A 24861-nucleotide genomic window follows, 5' to 3' on the forward strand; every position below is an offset into this window, starting at 1 on the left:
GGGGGCGGCGGGGCCGCGGGCGGGGCGTGAGCGGGGCGGGCGTGAGCGGGCGGGTCGGGTGCGCCCGGTCAGAAGGCCGTCGGCAGGCCCAGGGCCGCCAGTCGGGGGCGGTGGCCGGTGAGGGCGTGCTCGAAGGCGGGCCAGTCGGTGTCCGGGTTCCAGGCGCGCTCGGCGAGGGCGCAGAGCCTCGGGTAGAGCCGGCGGTCGGCCTCCGCGGGGTCGGGCACGAACTCGGTCCACAGCTGGGCCTGGGCGCCGAGGACCCGGGCCCGGGCCTCCTCCGGCCAGTGCGCGGGGGCCGGATCGAGCCCGTGGACGGCCTGCAGGTCCACCACCGCGCCGTCCTGGCCGAGCCGCTCGTCGGGACGGTCGGACGCGGGGTAGTCCAGGTAGGTGGCGCGGTAGGGGGCCATCACGATGTCGTGGCCGCGGAGCGCGGCGTCGAGGCCGTGGTCGGCGTCCCGCCAGGGCATCACGGTGAACTCGGGCGGCAGCCCGGGGCTGCTGCTGTCCTCGGCCCAGCAGACCGGCCGCCGGCCGCGCTCCAGCAGGTGGGCGCCGATCCGGCCGAGGAACCAGCCGTGCAGTTCCTTGGGCGAGGCGAGGCCGAGCCCGGCGGCGCGCTGCCGGGCGGACGGGGCGGCCTCCCACTCGGCGGTGGGGCACTCGTCGCCGCCGAGGTGCACGTACGGCGAGGGGAAGACCTCCATCACCTCGTCCAGCACGTCGGTGCAGAAGGCCAGTGCCTCGTCGTGCACCCCGAGGACGTTCTCGCAGACACCCCACTCCGTCCACACGTCGAGCTGCCGCCCGGGAACGTTTCCGAGCCGCGGGTAGGCGGCGAGGGCGGCCCGGACGTGGCCGGGCATCTCGATCTCGGGAACGACGGTGACCCCGCGCTCGGCCGCGTGGCGGACGAGGCCGCGCAGTTCGGCCTTGGTGTACGCGCCGCCGTGCGGGCGGTCGTCGAAGCTCCCGCTGCCGGCCCGGCCGGTCATCGTCCGCGCCCGGACGGAGCCGACCGCGGTGAGCCGCGGGTAGGAGTAGACCGGCATCCGCCAGCCCTGGTCGTCCGTCAGGTGCAGGTGCAGCACGTTCAGCCCGTGCAGGGCGAGCAGGTCGACGGTGCGGTGCAGGTGGGCGACGGGCAGGAAGTGCCGGGCGACGTCGAGCATCAGGCCGCGCCAGGGGTAGCGGGGGCGGTCGGTGACGGTCAGGCAGGGCAGCTGCCAGCGGACGCCCGGCACCGGACGGTCCATCAGCGCCTCGGCGGGGAGCAGCTGGCGCAGCCGCTGGATGCCGTGCAGCAGGCCGGCGGTGGCGGCGGCGTGCAGGCGGACGGCCTCGGGGGTGACGGCGAGCCGGTAGCCCTCGGGGCCGAGTTCGGCGGTGAGCGCCGGGTCGACGGCGAGCAGCACGGCGCCGTCCGGGGAGGGCGGCAGCGGAAGCCCGGTGGCCGGGCGGAGCAGGGTGCGGAGCAGGTCGGCGGCGGCCGCGGCCGGGCCTGCGGCGTACACGGCCGTACCGTGGTCGAACGTGAACCGGCCGGGCGCGGGGACGATCCGGCGGGGCGTCGGAATGATCACGGCGGAGCCACCTCGGGAGGACGGAAAACTTACCACTTGCGGACTGGAGCACCACTGGTAAAAGAAAGTGGCATAGACCAGTTGGCCCGTCAAGTGGCGGCACCGGAAGGGCTTCGGCGCCCCGTCGCCGGACGGGGGTTGATTGACTGGCAGACATGACCTCCACCGCGTTCGAGACCGACACCCCCGACCCGATCGCCTACCTCGACCGGGTGGCCGCCACGGATCTCGGGCGGTCCTACAAGCAGCGCATGCTCGAGGAGCTCGACGTCCGGCCCGGCGGGACGGTGCTGGACCTCGGCTGCGGCCCCGGCACGGACCTCGGCGCACTGGCCGGGGCGGTGGGCCCGGCAGGGCGGGTGATCGGCGTCGACCACGACCGGGCCGCCGTCGACACCGCGACCGCGCGGACGGCGGGGCAGGCCGCCGTCGAGGTCCGGCTCGGCGACCTCCACGACCTGCCGCTGCCGGACGGCGCCGCGGACCGCGCCCGCACCGACCGGGTACTGCAGCACGTGGCCGACCCGGGCCGGGCGCTCGCGGAAATCCGCCGGGTGCTGCGGCCCGGCGGACGGCTCGTCACGGGCGAGCCGGACTGGGGCACCCTGACCGTCGACCACCCGGACGGCGACCTGTCGCAGGCCTACACCCGGTACGTCACCGAGCAGGCGGTGCACAACGCCCGCATCGGCAGCCGGCTCCCGCGGCTGGCTTCGGAGGCCGGGTTCGCGGTGTCGGCCGTCCTCCCGATCACCCCGGTCTTCCGGGACGTCCGCACCGCCGACCTGGTCCTCGGCCTGGAACGCTGCACCCGCCGAGCCGTCGCCGCCGGGTACTTCACCGAGGACGGGGCCGCCCGCTGGCTCAACCACCTCGAGAGCGGGCCCTTCTTCGCGGCCGTCACGTTCTACGTCGTGGTCGCGGAGCGCTGAGCGGGCCTCCGGCGCCCGATCCGCCCGTTCGGCGATCGTCTGCACCGCCGGCCGGGCGGTGGCCCCCGCCGCGGAGCGCGGCGGAGGCCACGTCGTCGTCCCGGAGCGGCCGGGCCCGGCGGCAACCTAGAGCTTCGGCTCCGGCTTCCAGTCGTGGACGAGGAGCCCGAGCAGCACCTCGTCCAGGAACTCGCCCATCACCCAGGCCGAGGAGCGCAGCACGCCCTCGCGGACGAAGCCGTTGCGTTCGGCGGAGCGCAGCATCGCGGTGTTGTCCGCCAGCGTCTCGATCTGCAGGCGCTGCAGGCTGCGCACCACGAAGCCGTAGTGACAGAGCACCGCGACCACGTCGGTGCCGTAGCCCTTGCCGCGGGCGGACGGCAGCAGGCCCAGCCCGATGTGCGCGGACCGGTGGTGGGTGTCGATGCCCCACAGGGTCGCGGTGCCGACCAGCGTGCCGCCGTCCAGCTCCACCACGGAGAACTGGACGAGCCCCTCGTTCGTGTCGTCCACCACGAGCCGCGGGTCCTTCGAGCCGGGCGCCATCGGCCGCCAGGGCCTGCCTTCGGCGCGCGAGGAGTTGACCACGTCGTCGTAGAGCTCGGTCCGCAGGATCGGAATGTCGTCCTCGTGCCGGGCCCTGAGCCCGACCGTGCTACCTCTAAGCATTCAGGCTTCCTATCCGGCCGGACCGCCCGGTGGCAACCCGATTTGCAGGGGCGGCGTCTCACGGATTCCGCGCGTGCGCAAAGAGGGCGCAGAGCTCATGAGAAGGCGCAACGTGGCGCGATAACCCACATGGGCGCCCGCCCGCATCCCCTGATCCCGGCGGCGCCGTATTGGTAAGGTACTGGTCAGTTTCGGGACGAGGGAGCTGCCATGTCGGGCGAGAGACCGGGGGGCGCAGTGAAGCGGACGCGGGTGCGCGAGCATCTGCGGGATCTGGTGGAGGCCCGCAGGCCCGGTGAGCCGATCCCGTCCGAGCGGGCGTTGTGCGAGGAGCTCGGGGTGTCCCGGCCGACGCTGCGGGCGGCGGTGGACGAGCTGGTGGCAACCGGTCTGCTGGTCCGCGAGCACGGGCGCGGCATGTTCGTGGCGCCGGAGAAGGTCGTCCAGGAGATGGCGATGGCCTCCGAGGGCAGCGCCTTCAGCGTGCCGCGGGCAGCAGGCAGCTGGGCCGGGCGGGTGCTGGAGTTCGAGACCGTGCCGGCCGGGGCACGGCTCGGCCGGCGGCTGCGGATCTCCCCCGCGGCGAAGCTGACCCGGATCGCCCGGCTGAGGCTGGTCGACGGTGAGCCGATGGCCATCGAGCACCTGCACGTGCCGGCCGCGCTGGTGCCCGGTCTGCAGCCGGCCGACATGGAGTCGGGCGACTTCTACGACCTGCTGCGCGAGCGGCACGGCGTCCGCGTCCGCGAGGCGGTGCAGTCGATCGAACCCACCGTCACCAACGAGAGCGAGTCCCGGCTGCTGGGGGTTCCGGTGCTCTCGCCGGCACTGCTGTTCGAGCGCCTGACCAGTGACGCGGACGGGCGGCCCATGGAGTACGTGCACTCGGTGTACCGCGGGGACCGCTACCGGATCGTCTCCCGGATCGCCTTCGACGACGGCCCGTCCGACACCACCGCGGGTGCACCCGGTGCGGGCCCCGGGCCCGCCGCGCACCACCCCGGCCTTCCGCCGGGCGGAGGGCCGGGCCGGCCCGGCGGGCGGAGCACTACCACGGGCGATGTCCAGCCCCCGGCCTGACACTCCGTCGCTGGGCCGTCCGCGGGACACCGCCGGGGCCGGCGGTTGGCGTGCGAGCCGTCCGGGGATCATCCGCCGGTATGAAGATCAGATCATCAGGTAGTCGCCGCAGGGTTGGGCCAATAGTCTGGGCCGGCCTCGGTCTCGTCCTGACGGCCTGCACCGCTCCCCCCGCCCGGCCCGCCGCTCCCCCGGTCACCGCCGCAGCCCCGGCCTCTGCCGCCGCCCTGCCGCCGGACGTCCCGGAACCGATCCCCTTCCTCGCCGAGCAGCACCAGGTCGACCCGGTGGTGGCCGCCCGCGCGGCGGCCGAACGCCAGGCCCGCGCCAAGGCCGAGCGCTGGCACCTGGACCGGCTGCCCGCCACCGCCCCTCCCCCGCCCGGGCAGCGCCCCGCGCTCGCCGCCGGACAGCCCGGGGTCACCCTGCGGGACGGCCTGCCGCCCGTCGTCCGGCGCGTCCCGACCGAGGACCGCGTCGTCTTCCTCACCATCGACGACGGCGCCGAGAAGGACCCGGAGTTCGCCCGGATGACCGCCGAACTCGGCATCCGCTACAGCACGTTCCTCTCCGGCTACCTCGCCCGCTCCGACTGGGGCTACTTCCGCGGCCTCACCGCCGACGGCCGGGCCACCGCCGGCAACCACACCCTCAACCACCGGGACATGCGCAAGCTGACCGCCGCCGAGCAGCGCACCGAGATCTGCGGCCAGCAGGACGAGATCGACCGCGAGACCGGCAGCAGGCCGCCGCTCTTCCGCCCGCCCTACGGCGAGTACACCGACGACACCCTGCGGGCCGCCAAGGAGTGCGGCATCCGCGCCGTCCCGCTGTGGAACGAGGAGGCCTTCCCCGACCGCATGGAGTACCGCCAGGCGGACCGGGTGCTGCACCCCGGCGACATCATCCTCACCCACTTCCGCGGGCCCAGGGAGTGGAACGGGACGATGACGGACATGCTGCGGCTGGTGCTGCGCACCGTCGAACAGCAGGGCTTCACGCTCGCCCTGCTCGACGACTACCTCTGAGCCCGGCCCGCTCGCCCTGACCGACCTGCCGGGCTTCCGCGCAGCGAGACCGCCGTCCCAGTATCCGGAAACGGATGGCAGCCCCCGCGGCCGCCGTGATCGACTGTGCGCTCCGCACGGAAGGAGCGCCGCCCATGTTGCCATCCCTCGACGGCCTGGTCTTCTCGCCCATCGGACGCGCCGAGCAGGGCGAGGTCGACGCCGCGACCAGCTTCGCCTACCGCGAGCAGGAGGGGCGCGTCTGGGCCTCGTACCAGGGCGGCGACATCGTGCACGGCCACCTCGTCGGCACCCGCGCCGGCGACACCCTCGACTTCCGGTACGTCCAGCTCAACCGGGACGGCGAGACCAGCAGCGGACACTGCGTCAGCACCGTCTCCCGGCTCGGCGACGGACGGCTGCGCCTCGACGAGACCTGGCGCTGGGAGTCCCGGCCCGGCACCGGGACCAGCGCGGTCGAAGAGGTCCTGCCGCCCGCCGGCTGACGCCGCTCCCACCACCACCGCCGCGTCCGAACCGCCCGGTCAGTCAGCCGAAGGAGCCCGCCCGTGTCCGACGCCCCCGCCCACCTCGTCCTGCCCGGCTACCAGAACTCCGGCCCCGAGCACTGGCAGAGCCGCTGGGAGGCCGCCGACCCCGGCTTCGTCCGGGTGCAGCAGGCCGACTGGGACAAGCCGCAGCTCGCGGACTGGGTCGCCGAGCTCGACCGGGCGGTCGTCGCCGCCGGCCGGCCCGTCGTCCTCGTCGCGCACAGCCTCGGCTGCATCACGGTGGCGCACTGGGCCGCCGGCCGCACCGACACCGCCGGGGTGCTCGGCGCCCTGCTCGTCGCCCCGGCCGACGTCGACACCGCCGAGGTCCCCGAGCTGTACGGCTTCCGGCCCGTCCCGCTGCAGCCGCTGCCCTTCGCGAGCACCGTGGTGGCCAGCAGCGACGACCCCTGGTGCACGATCGAGCGGGCGGCCGCCTTCGCCGCCGCCTGGGGCTCGCAGTTCGTCGGGGCCGGCGCCCTCGGGCACATCAACAGCGACTCCGGTCTCGGCGACTGGCCGGAGGGCCGCACCCTGCTCACCGACCTCGTCGGTCGGGCCGGGCCGGGCGGTCGGGCACAGCGCGGTCGGGCGTAGTACGAGGCCACCCTCGACTGGCCGGTCCAGTTCGGACCGGCCGCCGGATCGGCCCCCAGGTGGGCGAACCCGGGGAACGCCGGGGGCAGTTCACGCCCGCCCTCGAGGGTCAGCAGGCGCCGCCGCGAGCTGTACCGGAAGCCCGCCGCCCGCTGCCCGGCCAGCACCGGGCGGGCGGCACTGCGGCCGTCCGGGCAGCGCACCGACTCCGGAGCGAGTGCGGGATGAGTTCGTAGCACCGCTCGGGCTGCCACTCGGCGACCGACGCCGTCACCAGCCGTACGCCCGGCGCAGCCGGGACGGGACCGAGCGGGCCGACCAGGTCCACCCCCGCCAGCGCCTCGTCCCCCACCAGATCGACCGTGCCCGCCACCCCACGGCCCGCAGCCGGCCGGCCCCGGAGCACACGGGACACCACTCGGGGGTGCACCAAATGCCTTTGGCGCCTGCCCCTAGGGTGCTCGTACGACGAACCGTTCGGTCGGCCTACCGGAGGAGAAGCAGCAGCATGACCGCGACACCCGCCCCCGCCGTGGCGTACGTGACCAGCCGGGAGGCGCCGGACATGGAGGTGGAGGTGGCGCTGGCCGCCTTCGCCGGGCAGGGGCTGGCTGCCGAGCGGGTGGTGTGGGACGACCCGGCGGCCGAGTGGTCGCGGTACGACGTGGCGGTGGTGCGCAGCACCTGGGACTACATCGGGCGCCGGGCGGAGTTCCTGGACTGGGCGCGGCGGACGGCGGAGCTGACCCGGCTCTGCAATCCGGTGCCGGTGCTGGAGCGCAACACCGACAAGACGTATCTGCGGGAACTCGCCGGGGCCGGGGTGCCGGTGGTGCCGACCGCGTGGGTCGCGCCGGGCGGGCGGCTGGCCGACGGGACGGCGCCGTGGCCGGAGCTGGTGGTGAAGCCGACCGTGTCGTCCGGGGCCCGGGACACCGTGCGGACCACCGACCGGGCGGCGGCCGCCGCCCACGCCGAGAGCCTGACCGCGGCCGGCCGGACGGCGATGGTGCAGCCCTACCTGCCGGCGGTGGACGGTGAGGGCGAGACCTCGCTGGTCTTCCTGGGCGGCGGGTTCAGCCATGCGGTGCGCCGCGGGCCGATGCTCTCCGGGCCGGAAGGCCGGTTCGCGGACGAGGCCAGGGAGCCGGACGCCGATCAGCTGGCGGTTGCCGAGCAGGTGCTGGCGGCCGTGCCCGAGCGCTCGGAGCTGCTGTACGCCCGGGTGGATCTGGTGCGCGACGAGGACGGTGCACCGCTGCTGATCGAGCTGGAGCTGACCGAGCCGCGGCTCTTCCTGCAGTACGACCCGCAGGCCCCGGCGCGGCTCGCGGCGGCGGTGCGGGTGCTCGCGGGCTGATGCCTGTGCCGGGCCCGACCGGTCTGTCGGCGGTCCGTTGTCGGTGCGGCGTGCCAGGCTGGCCGCAGGCGATCCGTGACGACGAGGGGACGGCGATGGACAGGCAGGCCGAGGGCGCGTTCACGGTGGACAGCTGGGAGCCCGAGGTGGTCGACGAGCTGCCCGGCGCGACGCTGGCCCGGGTGAGGCTGACCAAGACCTTCCGGGGTGCGCTGGCGGGCACCAGTACCGTGCACATGATCAGCGCCGCGGACGGCGAGGGCCGGCCCGCCGCGTACACGGCTTTCGAGCGTTACACGGGTGAGCTCGACGGCCGCAAGGGCAGCTTCGTGCTGCAGCACTGCGCGCCGGGCAGCGGCGGCGAGCGGCTGGTGGTCGCGGTGGTGCCGGGCACCGGTACGGAGGAGCTGGCGGGGATCACCGGCCGGCTCGACATCCGGATCGACGACGAGGGCAACCACACGTACGCCTTCCACTACACCCTGGGCTGAGCCGGGCATGCGGACGGCCCGTTCCCCTGGTGGGGGAACGGGCCGTTGCGGTGCGCGGGGGCCGGGCCGGGTGTGGGGCCGCGGCGGTCGCGTACGGGTCTTACTTGGTCAGGCCGGCCTTGACCGAGCACACCGGCCAGGCGCCGGGGCCCTGCGCGGCCAGGACCTTCTCGGCGACGGCGATCTGCTGCGCCTTGGTCGCCTGGTGCGCGTTCGCGGCGTACGCGTGGCCACCGAACGCACCCCACGTGCTGGAGGTGAACTGCAGGCCGCCGTAGAAGCCGTTGCCGGAGTTGATCGCCCAGTTGCCCGAGGACTCGCACGCGGCGACCTTGTCCCAGGTCGACGCCGGGGCGGCGGAGGCGGTGTTCGCCGTGACGAGGCCGGCCACCGGCAGGACGGCCAGCGCGCCGCCCATGACGGCCATCCGCAGACGCTTGGTGCGCTTGGCGGCGGTGGAGGTGGCAGCGGCGGTCTCGTGACGGAAAAGCATGCGGTTCCCTTCGGGCACGCCCGGGACACACCCGGGCACGGGTCAGCAGACCCGATCGGCCTGCGGTTCATGGGGTACGGCGGCATCGGCATCACCAGGCCCTCGGGCCAGGCGGTCCGCCGCACTGGTTTCGAAGGTAGGGACCCACCACCCACGAAACAAGGTTCGACCACAAACCAGCAGGTCAGGGCACCGTTACCGGCCGTATCGATCTTTCGGGGCGAATCCGCCGGGCGCGATTTAGAGCGGATTCCGGCCCGTCGGCGGAGGGCTCCGGTGAGCCGGATCACGCAGATCCGCCGGTGATCCGGGCCACACGGTCGACACGGTGTCGACCGGTCGACCACGGAGCGCCCAACGAAGCCGGACACCGGTCGGCCCATCGTGTGGCCCGGGCCACAGCGCCCGGATCGGGCCCCCTCCCGGAGTGCCCGGTCAGCCCGTCGGCCAGGCCAGCCGGACGGCGAAGCAGAGCACCAGCCCGTAGCCGAACGCGTACGTGACGCGCCTGGTCCGCACGGTCAGCCGCGTCCCGGCGAACGCGCCGGCCGCGGCGAGCAACTGTTGCCAGACCAGGGAGGCCGCGAACACCGCACAGGCGAAGACGACGGCCACCGCCGTACCTGCGGCCGCCGCACCGCGGGCCGCGGTGAGCGCGGTGAAGTAGAGCGCCGTCGTCGGGTTGACCAGGGTCAGCAGTGCGAAGCGGACGAAGGAGCGCCGGGCCGTGCCGCCCTCGACCGGTGCGGCCGCGGCCCCGGGGGCCGACCCGCCGCGCAGCGACAGCAGGCCGCGGACCGCGATCGCCACCAGCACCGCGGCGGCCACCAGCCGCACCCACCGCTCACCGCCGCCGATCAGACCGACCAGCCTCGGACCGACCAGGACGGCGACCGCTGCGTACACGAAGTCCACCAGGGCGACCGCAGTCGCCGCGCTCGCCCCCTGGCGCAGACCGCGGCCGCCCTCCTGCAGCAGCAGGACGCCGACCGCGCCCAGGGGCATCGCCACGCCCAGACCTGCCGCAGCGCCCGCCGCAGCCGTGCTCACCAGGGAATCCGTCATCGCGCCAGGGTGACGGAGCCGGCCGCCCGGCGCGAGCGAGTTTTTTCCGCAGGTCACAACGGGCACGCCCGGCGGGTGCGGCCCGGCTGCGCGGTCGGCTACTGTCCACCGCACAACTGCCCGGTGCCTCGTACAGAAATCCGGTGCGATTTTCGTTATCCGGAGCCCGCGGAACGATCTCCCAGTACGACAGCAGCACAGCACGGGGCCGCACACCGGCCCGACCGAGAAGGTGGACCGCCATGGACAGTGACCGCGCAGCACTGCTGGTCGTGCAGGCCCGGGCCGGCGACCAGCGCGCCACGGACGAGCTGATCAGCGGGCACCTGCCTCTGCTCTACAACATCGTCGGCCGGGCACTGGGCGGGCACTCCGACACCGACGACGTCGTGCAGGAGACCCTGCTCAGAGCCATGGACGGCCTGCACGGCCTGCGCGACCCGGCCGGGTTCCGCTCGTGGCTGGTGGCCATCGCGATGAACCAGATCCGCCGGCGCCACCACGAGCGGATGCAGGCGGGTGCGGCGGGCGCCGGGCTGAGCGACGCGTACGACGTCGCCGACCCGGGGGCGGACTTCGTCGACCTCACCATCGTCCGGCTCGGCCTGTCCGGGCAGCGCCGCGAGGTGGCCGAAGCGACCCGCTGGCTCGACGAGGCCGACCGCGAGCTGCTCGCCCTGTGGTGGCTGGAGGCGGCCGGCGAGCTGACCCGCGGCGAGCTGGCCTCCGCGCTGGAGCTGCCGCCGCAGCACGCCGCCGTGCGGGTGCAGCGGATGAAGGGCCAGCTGGAGACGGCCCGCGTCGTCGTCCGCGCACTGGCGGTGGCCGACCGGTGCGGGACGCTCTCGGAGCTCACCATGCGCTGGGACGGCGTGCCGAGCGCGCTGTGGCGCAAGCGGATCGCCCGGCACGCCCGCGAGTGCGCGATCTGCTCGCGCCACTGGAGCGGCCTGTTCCCGGCCGAGGGGCTGCTGGCCGGCCTGGCCATGGTGCCGGTGTCGGCGGGCGACCTCGGCGCGCTGGGCGCCTACCTCTCGCCGGCCGCGGCTCCGCCGGCCCCCGCGCCCTCCACCGTGTCGCACCACGGCTCGCTGCCGCGTTCGCACCGGCGAGGCGGTGGCCGCGGCGCGCACCGCGGTGTCAGCGCCCGGCCGCGGGTGCCGCTGGCGGTCGGCGGCACGGTCGCGGTGACCGCCGCCACGGCCGCGATCATCGCCGTCGCCCTGCCCGACCCCGGCGGCCGGACGACCGCCGAGCCGCCCGTCCCGTCCGTGCAGGTGCAGGCGGCCCTCTCCAGCGAAGCGCCGCCGTCCCCCACGCCCACCCCGTCGCCGACGGCCTCCCCCTCGCCGTCCGCCAGTCCGTCGACCTCCCCCACGCCCACGCCCACGTCCACCCCGACGACGCCCAGGCCGACGCCGACCCGCTCGAAGAGCGCGAGCCCGGCCCCGACGACGCTCAGCATCAAGCAGCAGGTGGTCCAGCTGGTCAACCAGGAGCGCAGCAAGGTCGGCTGCACCCCGGTGAAGTCCGACGCCAAGCTGGAGCTCGCGGCGCAGCGCCACTCGGACGACATGGCGGCGCGGAACTTCTTCGACCACACCAACCCGGACGGCCAGGGCCCGCAGCCGCGGATCGACGCGGCGGGCTACAAGTGGAGCAGCTGGGGCGAGAACATAGCCCGCGGCCAGCGCGACGCCGCGGACGTGATGAAGAGCTGGATGAACAGCCCCGGCCACAAGGCGAACATCCTCAACTGCGGCTTCACCGACCTGGGCGTCGGGGTGCACCTGGGCGAGGGCGGCCCGTGGTGGACGCAGGACTTCGGCTCGGCGCCCTGACCGGGCGGGGCCGCCCGGCGGGCGGTGCGGGGCGACCGTGCACAATGGACGGGCAGGTACGCCCAGACACCGGGAGCACGGCCGTGAGCGAGGCAGTCCGCGACGAGAAGAACAAGCGCAGGGCGATGCTGATCCGCGCCTCGATCTACATCGCGGGCACGCATCTGTTCGCCGGCTTCGTGATCCTGCTGTTCACGCTCGGCGGCCGTCACTGAGTAGCGACAACGGCCCGGCTCCTCCATACGGGGGCCGGGCCGTCGGCGTGCCGCGCGGTCGTCAGCCGACCACGGCGAAGCCGTTCGTCCAGAGGGACTGGACGCGGCGCTTCTCGGCCGCGTTCGGGTAGGGGTTGGTGCAGGAGGTGCCGGGGCCGCCGCCGGACATCAGCTCGCTGCACGGGCCGGAGTAGTGGTCGGGCAGACCGAGCACGTGGCCGGTCTCGTGCGCGGTGACCCGGAGCGAGTTGTACTGCCGGTTCTGCGCGTAGTCGAGGAAGATGTAGCCGCGGCCGTGGCCGTCGGTGCTGGCGTAGGAGCCGCGGGAGTCGTTGCCCTCGTAGTAGCGGAAGTCGGCGTTGCTGCCGGAGCGCAGCTGGACGTTGCTCACCGAGCTGTTCCAGATCTGCGCACTGCGGGAGATCACGGTCGAGAAGGAGGGCGCCCGGCTGGCGTCGTAGGTGACGGTGACGGCCTTGAGGTAGGGGTGGGCGGCCTGCTTGGCCAGCGCCGACTTCATCACGGCCTCGTAGAACGCCTTGTTGCCGGCCTCCTCGGCGGCCGTGCCGGCGTGGGCCGTGCCGGTGTAGCCCTGGACGCCCTGCTGGACGGCAGGGGCCGCCGAGGCGGGCGCCGCGGCGGTGGCACCGGCGAGGGCGAGGCCGAGGGCAGCGGCGAGCACGGTCATGGAGCGTTTCATGTGGGGGACTCCATTCGCGGGTCCCGGGCCGTGGGGAGGCCGCGGGACACGGTGACGGTTGATGCACCGAGCTTGGGCCAGCGGACCGGGAGCGCGGAGATGCCAACCGGTGATAGCACCGTGCAATACCCCTGGCAGCGAAGATCTTTGACGTTCCGTGAGCAAATCTTGGCATGCACTTGGCGGATCGGGGGTGCCTGGTTATGCTCCCGTCGTGGAGCTCGACGTCAGACACCTGCGTGTACTGTGCGCGATCGCGGACACCGGCAGCGTACGGAAGGCCGCCCGCCGGCTCGGCATGACCCAGCCCTCCCTCACCACCCAGTTGCACCGCATCGAACGGGCCATCGGAGGAAGGCTGTTCACCCGCGAGCAGACCGGCAGCCGGCCCACCCCGCTCGGCCACTCGGTGCTCTCCCGGGCCAGACCCGTCATCAGCGGCATGGACGCCCTCCTCGCCGCCGCCCGCGAGGAGGCCGCCGGCACCGGACGGAGACGCCTGCGGATCGGCAGCGTCGGCAGCCGCGCCGTCGCCGCCTGGCTGCGCCGCGTCCACGACCGCCTCCCGGACACCGACACCACCATCCACATCGACATCTCGGCCATCGCCCTGCTGCACATGGTCGCCGCCGACCAGCTGGACATCGCCTTCGTCCACGAGAGCGAGGGCTTCCCGCTGCGGCTGCCGGCCGGCGCCGCACAGCGCGTCCTGATGGCCCGCGAACCGCAGTTCGTCGCCCTGTCCGAGGGGCACCCGGCCGCCGCCCAGTCCGTCGTCCGGCTCGCCGACCTGGCCGGGGACACCTGGATGGTCGACCCCACCGCCGACCACGAATACGCGGCGCTGCGGCGGGTGTTCGCCGAGGCCGGGCTCGACCCGCGGGTCGTCCAGGTCCGCGACAACGCGACCGCCGCCGAACTCGTCGCCTCCGGCGAAGCGGTACGCCCCTGCCAGCCGACCTCGCCGCCCGGGCCGGGCACCGTACTACGACCGGTGCAGGGCGACCCGTTCGCCGTACGGCTGCTGCTCACCTGGCGGCCCGGCGCGGTCGGCGGCCAGGTGCTCGACGACCTCTACACCGACCTCCGGCGGGCCTACCTCGACCTGGCGAGCGTCAACCCCGCCTACCGCGCCTGGCTCCGCCGCCACAACCGCTCCCTGCGCCACCTCCTCGCCCCCGCGGGGGCCTGAGACGCGTTGTTGAGGCAACTGGGCCCCTATGGGCTGCCCTGGTGCGGGTCACCGGGCGGGCCGTAGCCGCCTCCGCCGGGGGTTTCGATGACCAGGACGTCCTCGGCGGCGACCTCGGCCGAGTCGCAGCCGGCCAGGTGCTGGACGGTGCCGTCGGCGCGTTCGATCCGGTTGGCGCCCAGGGCGCCGGGTTCGCCGCCCGCCAGACCGTACGGGGGGACGCGGCGGTGGCCGGTGAGCAGGCTGACGGTCATCGGCTCGCGGAACCGCACCCGGCGGACGGCCCCGTCGCCGCCGTGCCAGCGCCCTGCGCCGCCGCTGCCCGGCCGGACCGCGTACTCCTCCAGCAGCACCGGCAGCCGCCACTCCAGCACCTCCGGGTCGGTGAGGCGGGAGTTGGTCATGTGGGTCTGGACGACGGAGGCGCCGTCGAAGCCGTCCCCCGCTCCGGAGCCGGAACCGAGGGTCTCGTAGTACTGGTGGCGGCGGTTGCCGAAGCTCACGTTGTTCATCGTGCCGGAGCCCTCGGCCTGCACTCCGAGCGCCGCGTACAGGGCGCCCACCAGGGCCTGCGAGGTCTCCACGTTCCCGGCGACCACGGCCGCCGGGTGCTCGGGTGCCAGCATCGACCCGGGCGGTACGACGATCCGCAGCGGGCGCAGGCAGCCGTCGTTGAGCGGGATGTCGTCGGCCAGCAGGGTCCGGAAGACGTACAGGACGGCGGCGGTGACCACCGCCGAGGGAGCGTTCAGGTTGCCGGGGAGCTGCGCCGAGCTGCCGGTGAAGTCGACGGTGGCGGTGCGGTGTTCGCGGTCGACGGAGACCCGGACGGCGATCACCGCCCCGGAGTCCGTCTCGTAGCGGTACTCGCCCTCCTCCAGCCGGTCGACCACCCGGCGGACGGCCTCGGCGGCGTTGTCCTGGACGTGCCGCATGTACGCCTGGACGACGTCCCGCCCGAAGTGGTCGATCATCGCGCCGACCTCCTCGACTCCCTTGCGGTTGGCGGCGATCTGGGCGCGCAGGTCGGCGAGGTTGGCGTCCGGGTTGCGCGAGGGGTGGGTCGCGGAGGCGAGCAGTTGCCGCGTCTCGGCCTCGCGCAGCCGGCCGTCCTCGACGAGCAGCCAGTCGTCGAAGAGGACGCCCTCCTCCTCGATCCGGCGGCTGGCGGCCGGCATGGATCCGGGGGTCAGCCCGCCGATCTCGGCGTGGTGCCCGCGGGAGGCGACGAAGAACAGGATCTCCTCACCCTCGCCGTCGAAGACCGGGGTGACCACGGTGATGTCGGGCAGGTGCGTGCCCCCGTGGTAGGGGTCGTTGACGGCGTACGCGTCGCCGGGCCGGATCGAGCCGTGGCGGCGGCGCAGCACCTCCTTGACGGTGGTGCCCATCGAGCCGAGGTGGACGGGGATGTGCGGGGCGTTGGCGACCAGGTTGCCGTCCGGGTCGAAGAGGGCGCAGGAGAAGTCCAGCCGTTCCTTGATGTTGACCGACTGCGCGGTGGACTCCAGCCGGGCGCCCATCTGTTGGGCGATGGCCGTGAAGAGGTTGTTGAAGACCTCCAGCAGCACCGGGTCCGCCTCGGCGGTGGCGTCGGCCTCGGCGGGTGCGGCGGTGCGTTCCATCAGGAGGTGGCCGAGCGGGCCTGCGGCGGCCTGCCAGCCGGTGTCCACCACGGTGGTGGAGCCCGCTTCGGCGATCACCGCAGGACCGGCCACCGTCTGCCCGGGGTGCAGGAGTTCGCGCTGGAGCAGCGCGGCCTCGTGCCACGCCCCGTCGCTCCACAGCCGGACCTGCTCGGGCTCTCCGGCGGGCTCCTCGTCGGCGGGCGCTTCGTCGGCAGGCTCCTCGTGGGCAGGGTCCTCGCCCCCGGCTGCGCCGAGCGGGGTGAGGTCGGGCTGTTCGGTGAGGCCGGCGGCCTCCACGGCGAGGGACTCGACGACGATCGGACGGTCCATCAGGAAGGAGTAGAGCGTGCGGTGTCCGTCCTCGAAGGCCTCGGTCATGGCCTGCGGCCCGGCGAGTTCCACGGGGACGGCGGTGTCGGTGCCGTCGTAGCGGAGGTGGGCGCGGCAGGTGGTGCGGATGCGGTCGGCGGGCACGCCCTCGGCGAGCAGTTCGGCGCGCGCGGCCTCGGTCAGCTCCTCGGCCAGCGCGTCGATCCGCGGCATCGCGGCGGGTTCCAGTGCGGCTTCCACGGACTGTTCGCGCAGCACGGCGGTGTCGGCGAGCCCGATGCCGAGGGCGGACAGCACTCCGGCCATCGGCGGGACGATCACGGTGCGGATGCCGAGGGCGTCGGCGACCGCGCAGGCGTGCTGGCCGCCCGCGCCGCCGAAGGTGGTCAGCGCGTACCGGGTGACGTCGTGGCCCTGTTGGACGGAGACCCGTTTGACCGCGTTGGCGATGTTGGCGACGGCGATCCGCAGGTAGCCGGCGGCGACCTCCTCGGGGCTGCGGTCGTCCCCGGTGTGCTCGCGGATCTCCGCGCTGCGGGCGGTGAAGGCCTGCCGGACGGCGTCCAGGTCGAGCGGCTGATCGCCGTCCGGGCCGAACACAGCGGGGAAGTGGGCGGGTTGGATGCGGCCGAGCATCAGGTTGGCGTCGGTGACGGTGAGCGGGCCGCCGCCGCGGTAGCAGACCGGTCCCGGTACGGCGCCGGCGGAGTCCGGGCCGACCCGGTAGCGGCTGCCGTCGAAGTGCAGCACCGAGCCGCCGCCCGCGGCCACCGTGTGGATGGCCAGCATCGGGGCGCGCAGCCGGACGCCGGCGACCTGGGTGGTGAACACCCGCTCGTAGGCGCCCGCGTAGTGCGACACGTCGGTGGAGGTGCCGCCCATGTCGAAGCCGATCACCCGGTCGTGTCCCGCGAGTTCGGACATCCGGGCCATGCCGACGATGCCGCCGGCCGGGCCGGACAGCACGGCGTCCTTGCCGCGGAAGTGCCCGGCCTCGGCGAGCCCGCCGTTGGACTGCATGAACATCAGCCGCACCCCGTGCAGCTTGTCCGCGACCTGCTCGACGTAGCGGCGCAGCACCGGCGAGAGGTAGGCGTCCAGCACGGTGGTGTCGCCGCGCGGCACCAGCTTCATCAGCGGGCTCACCTCGCTGGAGAGCGACAGGTGCGGGAAGCCAGCACGCCGGACGGCCGCGCCGACGGCCTGCTCGTGCTCCGGGTGCAGGTGGCTGTGCAGCAGGGCGACCGCGACCGAGCGGATGCCGTCCCGGTGCGCGGCCTCCAGTTGTTCGGCGAGTGCGTCCAGGTCGGGCGGGCGGAGCACGGTGCCGTCGGCGGTGATCCGCTCGTCCACCTCGATCACCCGCTCGTGCAGCAGCTCGGGCAGGAGGATCTCGCGGGCGAAGATGTGCGGGCGGTTCTGGTAGCCGATCCGCAGGGCGTCGCCGAAGCCGCGGGTGACCACCAGGGCGGTGCGCTCGCCGCTGCGGGTCAGCAGGGCGTTGGTGGCGACCGTGGTGCCCATCCGGACGGTGTCGATCGGCACCCCGTCGAGCGGCTCCTCGGGGCCGAGGCCGAGCAGGGTGCGAATGCCCTGCACGGCCGGGTCCCGGTGCCGGCGGTCCTCGGAGAGCACCTTGCAGGTGAGGATGCGGCCGTCCGGCCGCCGGGCGACGACATCGGTGAAGGTGCCCCCGCGGTCCACCCAGAACTGCCAACCCGGTGCTGCCACGACCGCCTCCCAGCGGGAACCCGAGCACGTCCAGTCTCCGGCCCGGCCGCCCGGGCCCGCAAACAGGGGATACTGGTCGTAGACATGGACAGGTCGGTGAGTGGCGATGTCGGCCGTGGTGCTGGGGGTGTGCCGCGAATCCCTTCCGGGTGAGCGGCGGGTGGCGCTCGTGCCGCGCTCGGTCCCGGCCGTCCGCCAGCTGGGTGTGCGCGTCCTGGTCGAGACGGGCGCCGGCGCCGCCGCGGGTTTCCCGGATGCGGCGTACACGGCGGCGGGGGCCGAGATCGTTCCCGCCGGGGAGCTGCCGGCCCGTGCGGACGTCCTGGCCGCGGTGCGCCGGCCGCCCGCGGAGACCGTCGACCGGCTGCGCTGGGGGCAGCTGCTGCTCTGCCTGCTGCGGGCCGGGCAGGTCCCGCACCTCGTCCGGCGCTGGGCGGACGCCGGGCTCACCCTGATCGGCACCGATCCCCCGCCGCTGCCCGGGATGCCCGGCGTGCCGGCCGGACGGTTCGACGCGGGCTGCGGCCAGGCGGCGCTGGCCGGGTACAAGGCCGTCCTGCTGGCCGCGGACCGGCTCGGCCGGGAGCTGGCCGGCGGGGTCGCCGAACCCGCGCTCGTCCTGGTGCTGGGCGCGGGCCCCGCCGGCCTGCGGGCGATCGACACGGCGCGCCGGCTGGGCGCCACCGTCCACGCGTACGCCGCCGGCCGGGCCGCACAGGCCGCGATCGCCGCCCAGGGCGGCTTCGTGCTGCCGCTCGGCTCCTGGGACGTACGGCGGCGCGGGGCCGTGCTGTCGCGCTTCGACGTGGTCGTCAGCAGCAGTGAGTCGGTGCCCATGCCGATCGACACCGCGGCCGTGCGGTCGCTGCGCCCCGGCTCGGTCGTGGTCGACCTGGCCTGCGACGCCGACGGGCGCACCGTCGAACCGGCCGTCCCCGCCACCGAGCGCACGGTCGGCGGTGTCCTGGTGATCGGCGCCGGCGACCTGGCCGCCGCCGTCCCGGCCACCGCCTCCACGGCCTATGCGCGGGTGGTCGCCGACCTGCTGGCCGCCCTCGTCCCGGACGGGCTGCTGGCCGTCGACCCCGCCGACCCCGAACTCGCCGGGCTGCTGATCGCCCACGGCGGCACCGTCGTCGACGATGCCGTCGCCCGTCGGCTGCGGGAGGCCACGGCCGCGGCCGGGCTGCCCTGACCGGTCGTCAGTGCGTGCCGGGCGCCGCCTGCTTCGGGGGCAGGCCGCCGACGAGGCCGGTGGCGTGGTCGATGACGTTGCCGTTGCTGCAGTTGTTCACGTGGTCACCGACCCAGTCACCCAGGACCGGGACCACGGCCACCTCGGCCAGGCAGACGGCAGCGGCCGTGAAGTTCCAGTTGTTGGCGGCGTTGACGCCGCCGCCGAAGTTGCTGTCGTTGTCGGCCCGCGCGGAGGCGGCCGGGGCGAGCAGGGCAAGGGTGAGCGCACAGAGCGCGGTGATCTTCTTCATGGGCTGCGCAACGACGCCCCGGGGCGGCCGTCACCGCGCCTGGTCCGTCCGCAGCAGGGCCGGCACCCCTGGGGTGGAAACGGTCACTCCGCGGAGGTGAAGAGGTCCGCGTGGCGCGCGGCGGAGAGGGCGAGGTCCGCGCAGCGCCGGTAGTAGCCGCACAGCAGGACGGCGTCGACCAGGTCCGCGCGCTCCACGGACGGGTCGGCGGCGAGCAGCCTCCCGTACAGCAGGGCCTGCCGGCGGTCCAGCTCGGCGGCGTCGCCCTCCAGCCCGGCGAGGCGTCCGGGGCGGGCCTCGCGCAGGGCTCCGGCGGCCCGGTCCAGCATGGCGAGGGCGAGCGAGGCCGTCGGCCGCAGGACGGCCCGCAGGTCCTCCGGCAGCGGGCCGCGGGAGCGGCGCACCCAGGCGATCTCCCCCGTCCGGCGGGCGAGTTCGGCCAGCTGCTGGACGTCCGCGCCCAGGTGGACCTCGGCGAGCAGCGCCCTGGTGCCGCGCGGCTCGGGGTCGTGGCGGGCGAGCAGCGCGGCGGTGTCCTCCTCGATCGCGGACTCCAGCGGCTGCAGGGCACGCTCGGCCTCGGCCAGGGCGGCGTCCGCCGGACCTTCACCGGCCGGGGCGGGCCCGGCACCGGACGGACCCGGGGTGCCGGGGGCCGCGAGCGCCGCGTCGGATGCGCAGCGCACCGCCTCCACGGCGAGCCCGAGGAGCACCGCCGGCCGGGCGGTCGCCGGTTCGCGGGTGTGCTGGGGCATCGTTCGACTCCTCCCGCCGCGGGCCCCTCCTCCCTCCATCGTGGTCCGGTGCGACGGCTCGTGCAGCCTTCCCGACCGCGGTGCGGTCCGGGCTCAGTACCCCTGCGGAAGGTCGAGGATGTCGTCGACCGGGCGGCGCGGGGTGGCCGGGCCGGGCGGGCCGTAGCCGCAGCGGAGGACGAGCTGCACGTGGCCGGGGCCCTCCTCGGGGTCGCGGAGCAGCGGGCGGGTGTCCGGCCACTCCACCGCCTGGTGGAGGACCGAGAGCCGCAGGCCGTACAGGGTGGCGAGCAGCCAGACCCGTTCCATCGCCTGCCCGGCCCGCAGCCAGTCCGCCGGGCGGTCGCCGTGGGTGGTCAGGGTGGCCAGCTGCGGCAGTGCCTCGAAGCGGGCGGTGGGCGGCTGGGGCAGCGTGGCGGGGCCGGGCGGCCGGCCGGTGAAGCTGCGCATCGGCACCCGGGCGTCGTGATCCTGCGGGCCGAGGGCCGAGGCCGGGATGCCGTCCACGGCGGGTGCCTCGGGGCGCAGCCAGGAGCGGGTCTCGGCCTGCCGGGCCACGTCCGCGGCGATCCGGGCCTCGGCCTCCGCCGTGAGGTCGAGGACGCGCCGCACGCCGGCCTCCTCGAGGACCGCCATCGCCGCGCCCTCCGCCCGGGCTGCGGCGGCGAGTTCGCCGAGCACCGCCTCCGGGACGTCCCGGTTGGTGAACGGCTCGCGGCTGGAGTGCCGCCGGAACAGCGCCGGGTAGAGGTCCCGGCCGAACGGCGGCGGAGCGTCGGCCGGACGGCGCGCCGACAGGTCGACGACGGCCAGCGGGTCACGGCCCGCGCTGCCGGGCGTCAGCCGGACCACGGGGTCGCGCCCGAGCTGGACCGCGGCCACCCGCAGGTTGAGCAGGGCGGCGCCGACCGAGATGTGCAGCGCCCGGCCGTCCGGGTCGGTGACCGGAACGGCCCGCCGGTAGTCCGCGAACACCTCCAGCCGGCGCAGGTCCGCGCTCGGCCGGAAACGCCACGGCTGGCTGTTGTGCAGGGAAGGAGCGGCGCCTCCGGCGGCGGCCAGGGCGCGCAGCTCGTCCGGGGTGGGGCCTGGCTGGATCATGGTGATCTCTCCTTGCCGCCGGGTTCCGTCGGTACTCCGAGCGTGCGCCTCCGGCGGCTGCCCGGGACAGGGCCCAACGGCCCGGTACCGACCGCCGGAAGGCCCGTCGACCCGGCCGGGCCGGGCGGCGGCCGGGCAGCACCCGGGCAGGGACGTGCGGCGGGCCCGGCGGCCCTGGTCCGGCCGGGGCCGCCCGCGGTCCGCTGGAAGCCGCGGCCCGGCACCCGACGGCGGGCCGGGACCACCGGAGGACACCGTGCCGACCGACACCCGTCGCAGCGCCCCGCCGCAGCTCCTGCACACCTCGTGCGCCCGGACGATCGCCGTCTCCCCGCTGGCACCCGGCGTCCTTCCCACCGGCGGCGGGCGGGTCGTCCTGCACACCGTCCCCGAGCCGCACGGCACCACCGAGGTCTGGGCCTCCCTGACACCCGCCGAGGCCCGCCGGCTCGCAGCCCTGCTGCTCCACCAGGCCGACGCCGCCGACACCGGCAGCGCGGCCTGACCCGAGCGGCACCGCGCCGGGCCCTGGGGCGACCGGGGGCGCGGGGCCCCTGGGTGGCATGCCCGGCAGCCGTGGTGTCCGGGGGTGGTCGAGGCCGGGTGGTGGGGGGATGCGACGATGGGGGCATTGTGATCGTCTGTCAGCTCCGCCTCCTGCGTGTCGCGGTCTTCGCCACCGTGTGCGTGGCGCTGGCCGCGGCCGGGCACTGTGCCGTCTCCGGCGGCGAGGTGCGGCCGGGGGTGCTCGGGCTCGCGGTCGCGGGGACGGCCGCCGGCACCTGGGTGCCGGCAGGGCGGCGGCGCGGGCTCGGCCCGGTCGCCGCCTGGATGATCACCGCCCAGGCCGCGCTGCACCTGCTGTTCGAACGGACGTCGCCGGCGCCTGCACCGCCGTCCGCGGACCTGCTGCGCCTGCTGCTGTGCGTGCACGGCGAGACCCCGGCCGGGGTCGATCCGGTGCAGCTGGCGCAGGCGGCCGGGCTGGACCCGGCGCTGCTGGGTGCGGCCGGAAGTTCCGCGCACGCGGGGCACCACGCGGCCGCGGCCGGCTCGTCCGGCCTGCTGCACGGCATGTCGGCCGGGATGGTCGCCGCGCACCTGCTGGCGGCGTTCGCCTGCTCGCTGCTGCTGTGGCGCGGGGAGGCCGCACTGGCCGCGACGGCCGCCGTCCTCCGAACGCTGGCCGATGTCCTCGCGCCGCTGGTGCTGCTGCTCTCGCCGTACCGGCCGGAGGCACCGCGGGCGGTCCGCCCGGTGGTGCGCGGTGCGCGTCGGCCCCGGCGGCCGGCGCTGGCGCACGCGGTGGTCAGACGGGGGCCGCCGGCGCTGCTGCCGGCCGTCTGAACAGCCCGCCGTCCCCGGGGTCGTCCCCCGCTGCGGCAGCGGGCCGGTTGCCGCTGCGCTCCCGGTGCCGTCCGCCGGGAGGGGCAGTGGCCGGGCCGGCGTGTGCCCCGACCGGCCGGTGCGCTCCGGGAGTGCCGTCGCTGCGGTGAAGTCCGCGGCCGTGCGGCGCGGTTCGGCGCGCCCCGGGGCGGGGTGCCGTCGGCCGGTGACCGTCGGCGGCGCGCCCGTGGGGTGGCGCCGCGCGCTCCTTCCTGCCGTCAGGAACCCTCATGAGAACTCTTGTCCGTCCCGCCCCCGTCCGTCGTGCCCCCCTCCGTCGCGATGCCGAGGCTGCCGAGCAGTTGCCGCGTCCAGCCCTCGGTGGGGCCGGGTGCGGCCCGCGTCAGGGCCTGCAGCCGGTGGGCTGCGGCCAGCCAGTCGGCGCAGTCGGCGCAGTGCGGTCCGCCGTCCGTCGCGGGTGCTTCGCCATCGAGCTGCGCGGACGCCGCCGCGCGGTAGTCGGCACAGGTCATCCGCCCATGCTCCCGCACGGTGCGGTGCGGACGGTAGCGCCGTCCGCACCGGGAGACTGCGCGAGGCGGGTGGCGCGCCGTGGATGACGTCCGACTGACGGAACTCGCCCTGGCGGCAAGGCTCGGCCGGACGGAGGACGTGGAGGCCTTCGTCCGGGCCACCCAGCGCGACGTGTGGCGGTTCGTGGCGCACCTCGCGGGCACCGATGCCGCGGACGACCTGGCGCAGGAGACGTTCCTGCGGGCACTGCGCAGCCTGCCCGGTTTCGCGGGCCGGTCCTCGGCCCGGACATGGCTGCTGTCGATCGCCCGGCGGACGGTGGTGGACCGCTACCGCAGCGCCGCCGTCCGTCCCCAGCACGCAGCACTGCCGGACTGGGAGGAGGCCGCGGAGCGCCAACAGCCGCGGTTGACCGCCGGGTTCGAGGACGGGATCGCTCTGGGCGACCTGCTGGCACGGGTGCCCGAACAGCGGCGCGAGGCCTTCGTGCTGACCCAGGTGGTCGGGATGAGCTACGGGGAGGCGGCCGAGGTGGCGGGCTGCCCGATCGGCACGGTGCGCTCACGGGTGGCCCGGGCCCGGGAGCAACTTGTGGGTCTGCTGCGGGAGGCGGAGACCGCGGGCGGTGCGCCCGGGATCGAGGTCCCGGCGGGCGCCGCGGGCTGACCTCCCGGGCGTCGGGCGCGCAGCCGGAATTGGTCCGGGTGTTCGGGAACCGCCTGCCGGTTGCGCCCGACTGGTGGGACGGGCATCGGCCGGCGGTGCCCGTCCCACCCCGGAAGGACCCGCGATGACCGGCACGGCCGACCCTGCAGCCCCGCCGCAGCAGGACCGTTGGGGTCTGGTGGCGGTGGCGGGGCTGCTGTCGTTCGCCGCACTGCTGGACATGAATGCGGTCAACCTGGCGCTGCCGTCGATCGCACGGGACCTCGCCGTGCCGGAGCGGACGGCGCAGTGGGCCGCGCTCGCCTACCAGCTGCCGGTGGTGGCCCTGCTGCTGCCGGCCGGACGGTGGCTGGACGGCGTCGGGCTGCGTGCCGCGGTGCAGCCGGCGGTGGTCGGCTTCGCGGCCTGCGGAACGGCGGCCGCCCTGGCGCCCGGGGCGGGCTGGCTGATCGCGGCGCGGGCGGGGCAGGGCGTGTTCGGTGCGCTGGTGTTCGTCCTGATGCCGGTGGTGGCCGCGCGGGCGGTCCGACCCGCCCTGCGGGCACGGGCGTTGAGTGTTCCGGCCACGCTCGGCCCACTGGGCGCGGTCTCCGGGCCGGCGCTCGGCGGGCCGCTGCTGGACGCGGTGGGTTGGCGGGCGGTGTTCCTGCTGGCATTGCCCGTCTGCGCGGCCGCGCTGTGGACGGTCCGGAGGGCCGCGCCTCCCGGCCACGGGCTGCACGACGGGCCCGCATCCGGATCGCAGAGCTCCCCGCGCCCCGGCTCCGGCACCCGTCTGCCCCCGAAGCCGAGCCCTGGGCCGGCCCTGGCCGATACCGCGCTCGTCGGCGGGGCGGTGGCGGCGGTGCTGCTGGCGCTGACGCTGTCGCCCGGACGGTTCGGCCTTGCGGTACTCGTGACCTCCGCGGCCGTCCTGGCCGCGGTGTGGCTGCGGCGGCCGGCCGGGCGGGCAGCCGTGGCGGTGCTGTCGCCGGTGCACGGCACCGTCACGGCGCTGGCCGCGGGCGTCGCGGGCATGCAGTACCTGCTCGCCCTGCACCTCCAGCGGGACGCCGGGGTGAGCGCGACCGCCACCGGCCTCACCATGCTGTGCTTCCCGCTCGCGATGGGCCTGGCGGGGCAGGCGGGCGGGCGGCTCGCCGGGCGGCTCGGCGCGCGCCGTACGGCCGTTGCGGGCGCTGCGGTGACGGCGGCCGGGCTGCTGCTCCTGCTGGGCGGCTCCGGGGCGCCGGCCGACAGCGCGTGGCGCCTGGCGGTCGCGGGCTGCGGCATGGGCCTGTACGGCGGCCCGGTGCAGGCCCTGGCGCTGCAGTCCGCCCCGCCCGGCCGGCTGGGCTCCGCCGGCTCGGTCGTCCAACTCGCCCGCAGCCTGGGCTTCGCCGTGGGGCCCGCGCTCGCGACGGCCGCCGCCGGGGCCGGAGGCGTCCGCGGAGGGCTCGCGGCGGCGGCGGCCTGTGTCGGCGCCGCCGCCGTCCTGCTCGCCGTCACCGGCCGCAACCACACCTGATTCCACGTCAGTCCACC

General features: G+C 75.4%; 25 protein-coding genes. 15 read left to right on the plus strand and 10 right to left on the minus strand.

Annotation, left to right across the window (positions count from 1 at the left end; translation table 11 throughout):
* Positions 1-68: 68 nt before the first annotated feature.
* Positions 69-1586, minus strand: coding sequence for a beta-N-acetylhexosaminidase (locus tag ACQ614_RS05375; protein WP_431677016.1), 1518 nt, complete (start codon positions 1584-1586; stop codon positions 69-71).
* Between the two features lie 155 nt (positions 1587-1741).
* Here ACQ614_RS05375 and ACQ614_RS05380 point away from each other — a divergent pair, with 155 nt between their 5' ends.
* A complete protein-coding gene (locus tag ACQ614_RS05380) occupies positions 1742-2518 on the plus strand; it encodes a methyltransferase domain-containing protein (RefSeq protein ID WP_431677018.1) in 777 nt (258 codons plus the stop codon).
* A gap of 126 nt (positions 2519-2644) precedes the next feature.
* On the opposite strand, the gene ACQ614_RS05385 is transcribed toward ACQ614_RS05380, so the two are convergent.
* The gene (locus tag ACQ614_RS05385; RefSeq protein ID WP_431677019.1) at positions 2645-3187 is read right to left on the minus strand and encodes a GNAT family N-acetyltransferase; all 543 of its coding nucleotides are present in this window, start codon (positions 3185-3187) and stop codon (positions 2645-2647) included.
* 210 nt (positions 3188-3397) lie between these two features.
* Here ACQ614_RS05385 and ACQ614_RS05390 point away from each other — a divergent pair, with 210 nt between their 5' ends.
* From ACQ614_RS05390 to ACQ614_RS05415, 6 genes are all read left to right on the plus strand, one after another.
* The gene (locus ACQ614_RS05390; protein WP_431677021.1) at positions 3398-4267 is read left to right on the plus strand and encodes a GntR family transcriptional regulator; all 870 of its coding nucleotides are present in this window, start codon (positions 3398-3400) and stop codon (positions 4265-4267) included.
* Between the two features lie 80 nt (positions 4268-4347).
* Entirely contained in the window at positions 4348-5295 is a 948-nt protein-coding gene (locus ACQ614_RS05395) for a polysaccharide deacetylase family protein (RefSeq protein WP_431677023.1), read from the plus strand.
* A 134-nt stretch (positions 5296-5429) separates the two neighbouring features.
* The gene (locus ACQ614_RS05400; RefSeq protein ID WP_431677024.1) at positions 5430-5780 is read left to right on the plus strand and encodes a hypothetical protein; all 351 of its coding nucleotides are present in this window, start codon (positions 5430-5432) and stop codon (positions 5778-5780) included.
* 63 nt (positions 5781-5843) lie between these two features.
* Positions 5844-6422, plus strand: coding sequence for an RBBP9/YdeN family alpha/beta hydrolase (locus ACQ614_RS05405; protein ID WP_431677026.1), 579 nt, complete (start codon positions 5844-5846; stop codon positions 6420-6422).
* Positions 6423-6930: 508 nt separating this feature from the next.
* The gene (locus tag ACQ614_RS05410) at positions 6931-7782 is read left to right on the plus strand and encodes an ATP-grasp domain-containing protein (RefSeq protein WP_431677028.1); all 852 of its coding nucleotides are present in this window, start codon (positions 6931-6933) and stop codon (positions 7780-7782) included.
* A gap of 95 nt (positions 7783-7877) precedes the next feature.
* Positions 7878-8273 carry a DUF3224 domain-containing protein gene (locus tag ACQ614_RS05415; protein ID WP_431677029.1) on the plus strand — a complete coding sequence of 132 codons (396 nt, stop codon included), beginning with the start codon at positions 7878-7880 and terminating at the stop codon, positions 8271-8273.
* A 100-nt stretch (positions 8274-8373) separates the two neighbouring features.
* Here ACQ614_RS05415 and ACQ614_RS05420 read toward each other — a convergent pair whose 3' ends face one another.
* Together ACQ614_RS05420 and ACQ614_RS05425 are read right to left on the minus strand one after the other, a co-directional pair.
* A complete protein-coding gene (locus tag ACQ614_RS05420; RefSeq protein WP_431676880.1) occupies positions 8374-8766 on the minus strand; it encodes a transglycosylase family protein in 393 nt (130 codons plus the stop codon).
* A gap of 435 nt (positions 8767-9201) precedes the next feature.
* Complete coding sequence (locus tag ACQ614_RS05425) at positions 9202-9831, minus strand: LysE family transporter (protein ID WP_431677031.1); 630 nt, start codon at positions 9829-9831, stop codon at positions 9202-9204.
* A 242-nt stretch (positions 9832-10073) separates the two neighbouring features.
* Here ACQ614_RS05425 and ACQ614_RS05430 point away from each other — a divergent pair, with 242 nt between their 5' ends.
* Together ACQ614_RS05430 and ACQ614_RS05435 are read left to right on the plus strand one after the other, a co-directional pair.
* Entirely contained in the window at positions 10074-11672 is a 1599-nt protein-coding gene (locus ACQ614_RS05430; RefSeq protein WP_431677033.1) for a sigma-70 family RNA polymerase sigma factor, read from the plus strand.
* Positions 11673-11755: 83 nt separating this feature from the next.
* Positions 11756-11887: a DUF6126 family protein gene (locus ACQ614_RS05435; RefSeq protein ID WP_363491530.1), complete on the plus strand. Its 132-nt coding sequence runs from the start codon at positions 11756-11758 to the stop codon at positions 11885-11887.
* 61 nt (positions 11888-11948) lie between these two features.
* Here the strand turns inward: ACQ614_RS05435 and snpA are convergent, their stop codons facing one another.
* A complete protein-coding gene (gene snpA, locus ACQ614_RS05440; RefSeq protein WP_431677034.1) occupies positions 11949-12587 on the minus strand; it encodes a snapalysin in 639 nt (212 codons plus the stop codon).
* Positions 12588-12801: 214 nt separating this feature from the next.
* Here snpA and ACQ614_RS05445 point away from each other — a divergent pair, with 214 nt between their 5' ends.
* Positions 12802-13779, plus strand: a complete 978-nt coding sequence (locus tag ACQ614_RS05445; RefSeq protein WP_431677036.1) for a LysR family transcriptional regulator — start codon at positions 12802-12804, stop codon at positions 13777-13779.
* A gap of 26 nt (positions 13780-13805) precedes the next feature.
* Here the strand turns inward: ACQ614_RS05445 and ACQ614_RS05450 are convergent, their stop codons facing one another.
* The gene (locus ACQ614_RS05450) at positions 13806-17468 is read right to left on the minus strand and encodes a hydantoinase B/oxoprolinase family protein (protein WP_431677038.1); all 3663 of its coding nucleotides are present in this window, start codon (positions 17466-17468) and stop codon (positions 13806-13808) included.
* Between the two features lie 106 nt (positions 17469-17574).
* Between ACQ614_RS05450 and ACQ614_RS05455 the strand changes: the two genes are divergently transcribed.
* Complete coding sequence (locus tag ACQ614_RS05455; RefSeq protein ID WP_431683825.1) at positions 17575-18663, plus strand: NAD(P) transhydrogenase subunit alpha; 1089 nt, start codon at positions 17575-17577, stop codon at positions 18661-18663.
* A gap of 7 nt (positions 18664-18670) precedes the next feature.
* On the opposite strand, the gene ACQ614_RS05460 is transcribed toward ACQ614_RS05455, so the two are convergent.
* The 3 genes from ACQ614_RS05460 to ACQ614_RS05470 form a co-directional block, all read right to left on the minus strand.
* Positions 18671-18955, minus strand: a complete 285-nt coding sequence (locus ACQ614_RS05460; RefSeq protein WP_431677039.1) for a hypothetical protein — start codon at positions 18953-18955, stop codon at positions 18671-18673.
* 83 nt (positions 18956-19038) lie between these two features.
* Positions 19039-19710 (minus strand): hypothetical protein, encoded by a 672-nt coding sequence (locus ACQ614_RS05465; RefSeq protein ID WP_431677041.1) that lies wholly within the window; start codon positions 19708-19710, stop codon positions 19039-19041.
* A gap of 93 nt (positions 19711-19803) precedes the next feature.
* On the minus strand, positions 19804-20811 hold the full coding sequence (locus ACQ614_RS05470) for an Acg family FMN-binding oxidoreductase (RefSeq protein ID WP_431677042.1): 1008 nt from the start codon (positions 20809-20811) through the stop codon (positions 19804-19806).
* Between the two features lie 256 nt (positions 20812-21067).
* Between ACQ614_RS05470 and ACQ614_RS05475 the strand changes: the two genes are divergently transcribed.
* Entirely contained in the window at positions 21068-21316 is a 249-nt protein-coding gene (locus ACQ614_RS05475) for a hypothetical protein (protein WP_431677044.1), read from the plus strand.
* Between the two features lie 128 nt (positions 21317-21444).
* Positions 21445-22158 (plus strand): hypothetical protein, encoded by a 714-nt coding sequence (locus ACQ614_RS05480; RefSeq protein WP_431677046.1) that lies wholly within the window; start codon positions 21445-21447, stop codon positions 22156-22158.
* A 257-nt stretch (positions 22159-22415) separates the two neighbouring features.
* On the opposite strand, the gene ACQ614_RS05485 is transcribed toward ACQ614_RS05480, so the two are convergent.
* Complete coding sequence (locus tag ACQ614_RS05485; protein WP_431677048.1) at positions 22416-22670, minus strand: hypothetical protein; 255 nt, start codon at positions 22668-22670, stop codon at positions 22416-22418.
* A 79-nt stretch (positions 22671-22749) separates the two neighbouring features.
* On the opposite strand from ACQ614_RS05485, the gene ACQ614_RS05490 reads away from it, so the two are divergent.
* Entirely contained in the window at positions 22750-23337 is a 588-nt protein-coding gene (locus ACQ614_RS05490; protein WP_431677049.1) for a sigma-70 family RNA polymerase sigma factor, read from the plus strand.
* Between the two features lie 124 nt (positions 23338-23461).
* Entirely contained in the window at positions 23462-24844 is a 1383-nt protein-coding gene (locus ACQ614_RS05495) for an MFS transporter (protein ID WP_431677051.1), read from the plus strand.
* The last annotated feature ends 17 nt before the right edge of the window (positions 24845-24861 follow it).

The organism is Kitasatospora dryopteridis (genome assembly GCF_050749075.1).
GTDB lineage: Bacteria > Actinomycetota > Actinomycetes > Streptomycetales > Streptomycetaceae > Kitasatospora.

Excerpts from the sequence above, each read along its gene's own strand:
- ACQ614_RS05410 (WP_431677028.1), top strand. The coding sequence starts at position 6,931 with ATGACCGCGACACCCGCCCCCGCCGTGGCGTACGTGACCAGCCGGGAG.
- ACQ614_RS05470 (WP_431677042.1), bottom strand. The coding sequence starts at position 20,811 with ATGATCCAGCCAGGCCCCACCCCGGACGAGCTGCGCGCCCTGGCCGCC.
- ACQ614_RS05455 (WP_431683825.1), top strand. The coding sequence starts at position 17,575 with ATGTCGGCCGTGGTGCTGGGGGTGTGCCGCGAATCCCTTCCGGGTGAG.
- ACQ614_RS05495 (WP_431677051.1), top strand. The coding sequence starts at position 23,462 with ATGACCGGCACGGCCGACCCTGCAGCCCCGCCGCAGCAGGACCGTTGG.
- ACQ614_RS05425 (WP_431677031.1), bottom strand. The coding sequence starts at position 9,831 with ATGACGGATTCCCTGGTGAGCACGGCTGCGGCGGGCGCTGCGGCAGGT.
- ACQ614_RS05390 (WP_431677021.1), top strand. The coding sequence starts at position 3,398 with ATGTCGGGCGAGAGACCGGGGGGCGCAGTGAAGCGGACGCGGGTGCGC.
- ACQ614_RS05400 (WP_431677024.1), top strand. The coding sequence starts at position 5,430 with ATGTTGCCATCCCTCGACGGCCTGGTCTTCTCGCCCATCGGACGCGCC.
- snpA (WP_431677034.1), bottom strand. The coding sequence starts at position 12,587 with ATGAAACGCTCCATGACCGTGCTCGCCGCTGCCCTCGGCCTCGCCCTC.
- ACQ614_RS05430 (WP_431677033.1), top strand. The coding sequence starts at position 10,074 with ATGGACAGTGACCGCGCAGCACTGCTGGTCGTGCAGGCCCGGGCCGGC.
- ACQ614_RS05420 (WP_431676880.1), bottom strand. The coding sequence starts at position 8,766 with ATGCTTTTCCGTCACGAGACCGCCGCTGCCACCTCCACCGCCGCCAAG.
- ACQ614_RS05415 (WP_431677029.1), top strand. The coding sequence starts at position 7,878 with ATGGACAGGCAGGCCGAGGGCGCGTTCACGGTGGACAGCTGGGAGCCC.
- ACQ614_RS05380 (WP_431677018.1), top strand. The coding sequence starts at position 1,742 with ATGACCTCCACCGCGTTCGAGACCGACACCCCCGACCCGATCGCCTAC.
- ACQ614_RS05395 (WP_431677023.1), top strand. The coding sequence starts at position 4,348 with ATGAAGATCAGATCATCAGGTAGTCGCCGCAGGGTTGGGCCAATAGTC.
- ACQ614_RS05460 (WP_431677039.1), bottom strand. The coding sequence starts at position 18,955 with ATGAAGAAGATCACCGCGCTCTGTGCGCTCACCCTTGCCCTGCTCGCC.
- ACQ614_RS05385 (WP_431677019.1), bottom strand. The coding sequence starts at position 3,187 with ATGCTTAGAGGTAGCACGGTCGGGCTCAGGGCCCGGCACGAGGACGAC.
- ACQ614_RS05485 (WP_431677048.1), bottom strand. The coding sequence starts at position 22,670 with ATGACCTGTGCCGACTACCGCGCGGCGGCGTCCGCGCAGCTCGATGGC.
- ACQ614_RS05465 (WP_431677041.1), bottom strand. The coding sequence starts at position 19,710 with ATGCCCCAGCACACCCGCGAACCGGCGACCGCCCGGCCGGCGGTGCTC.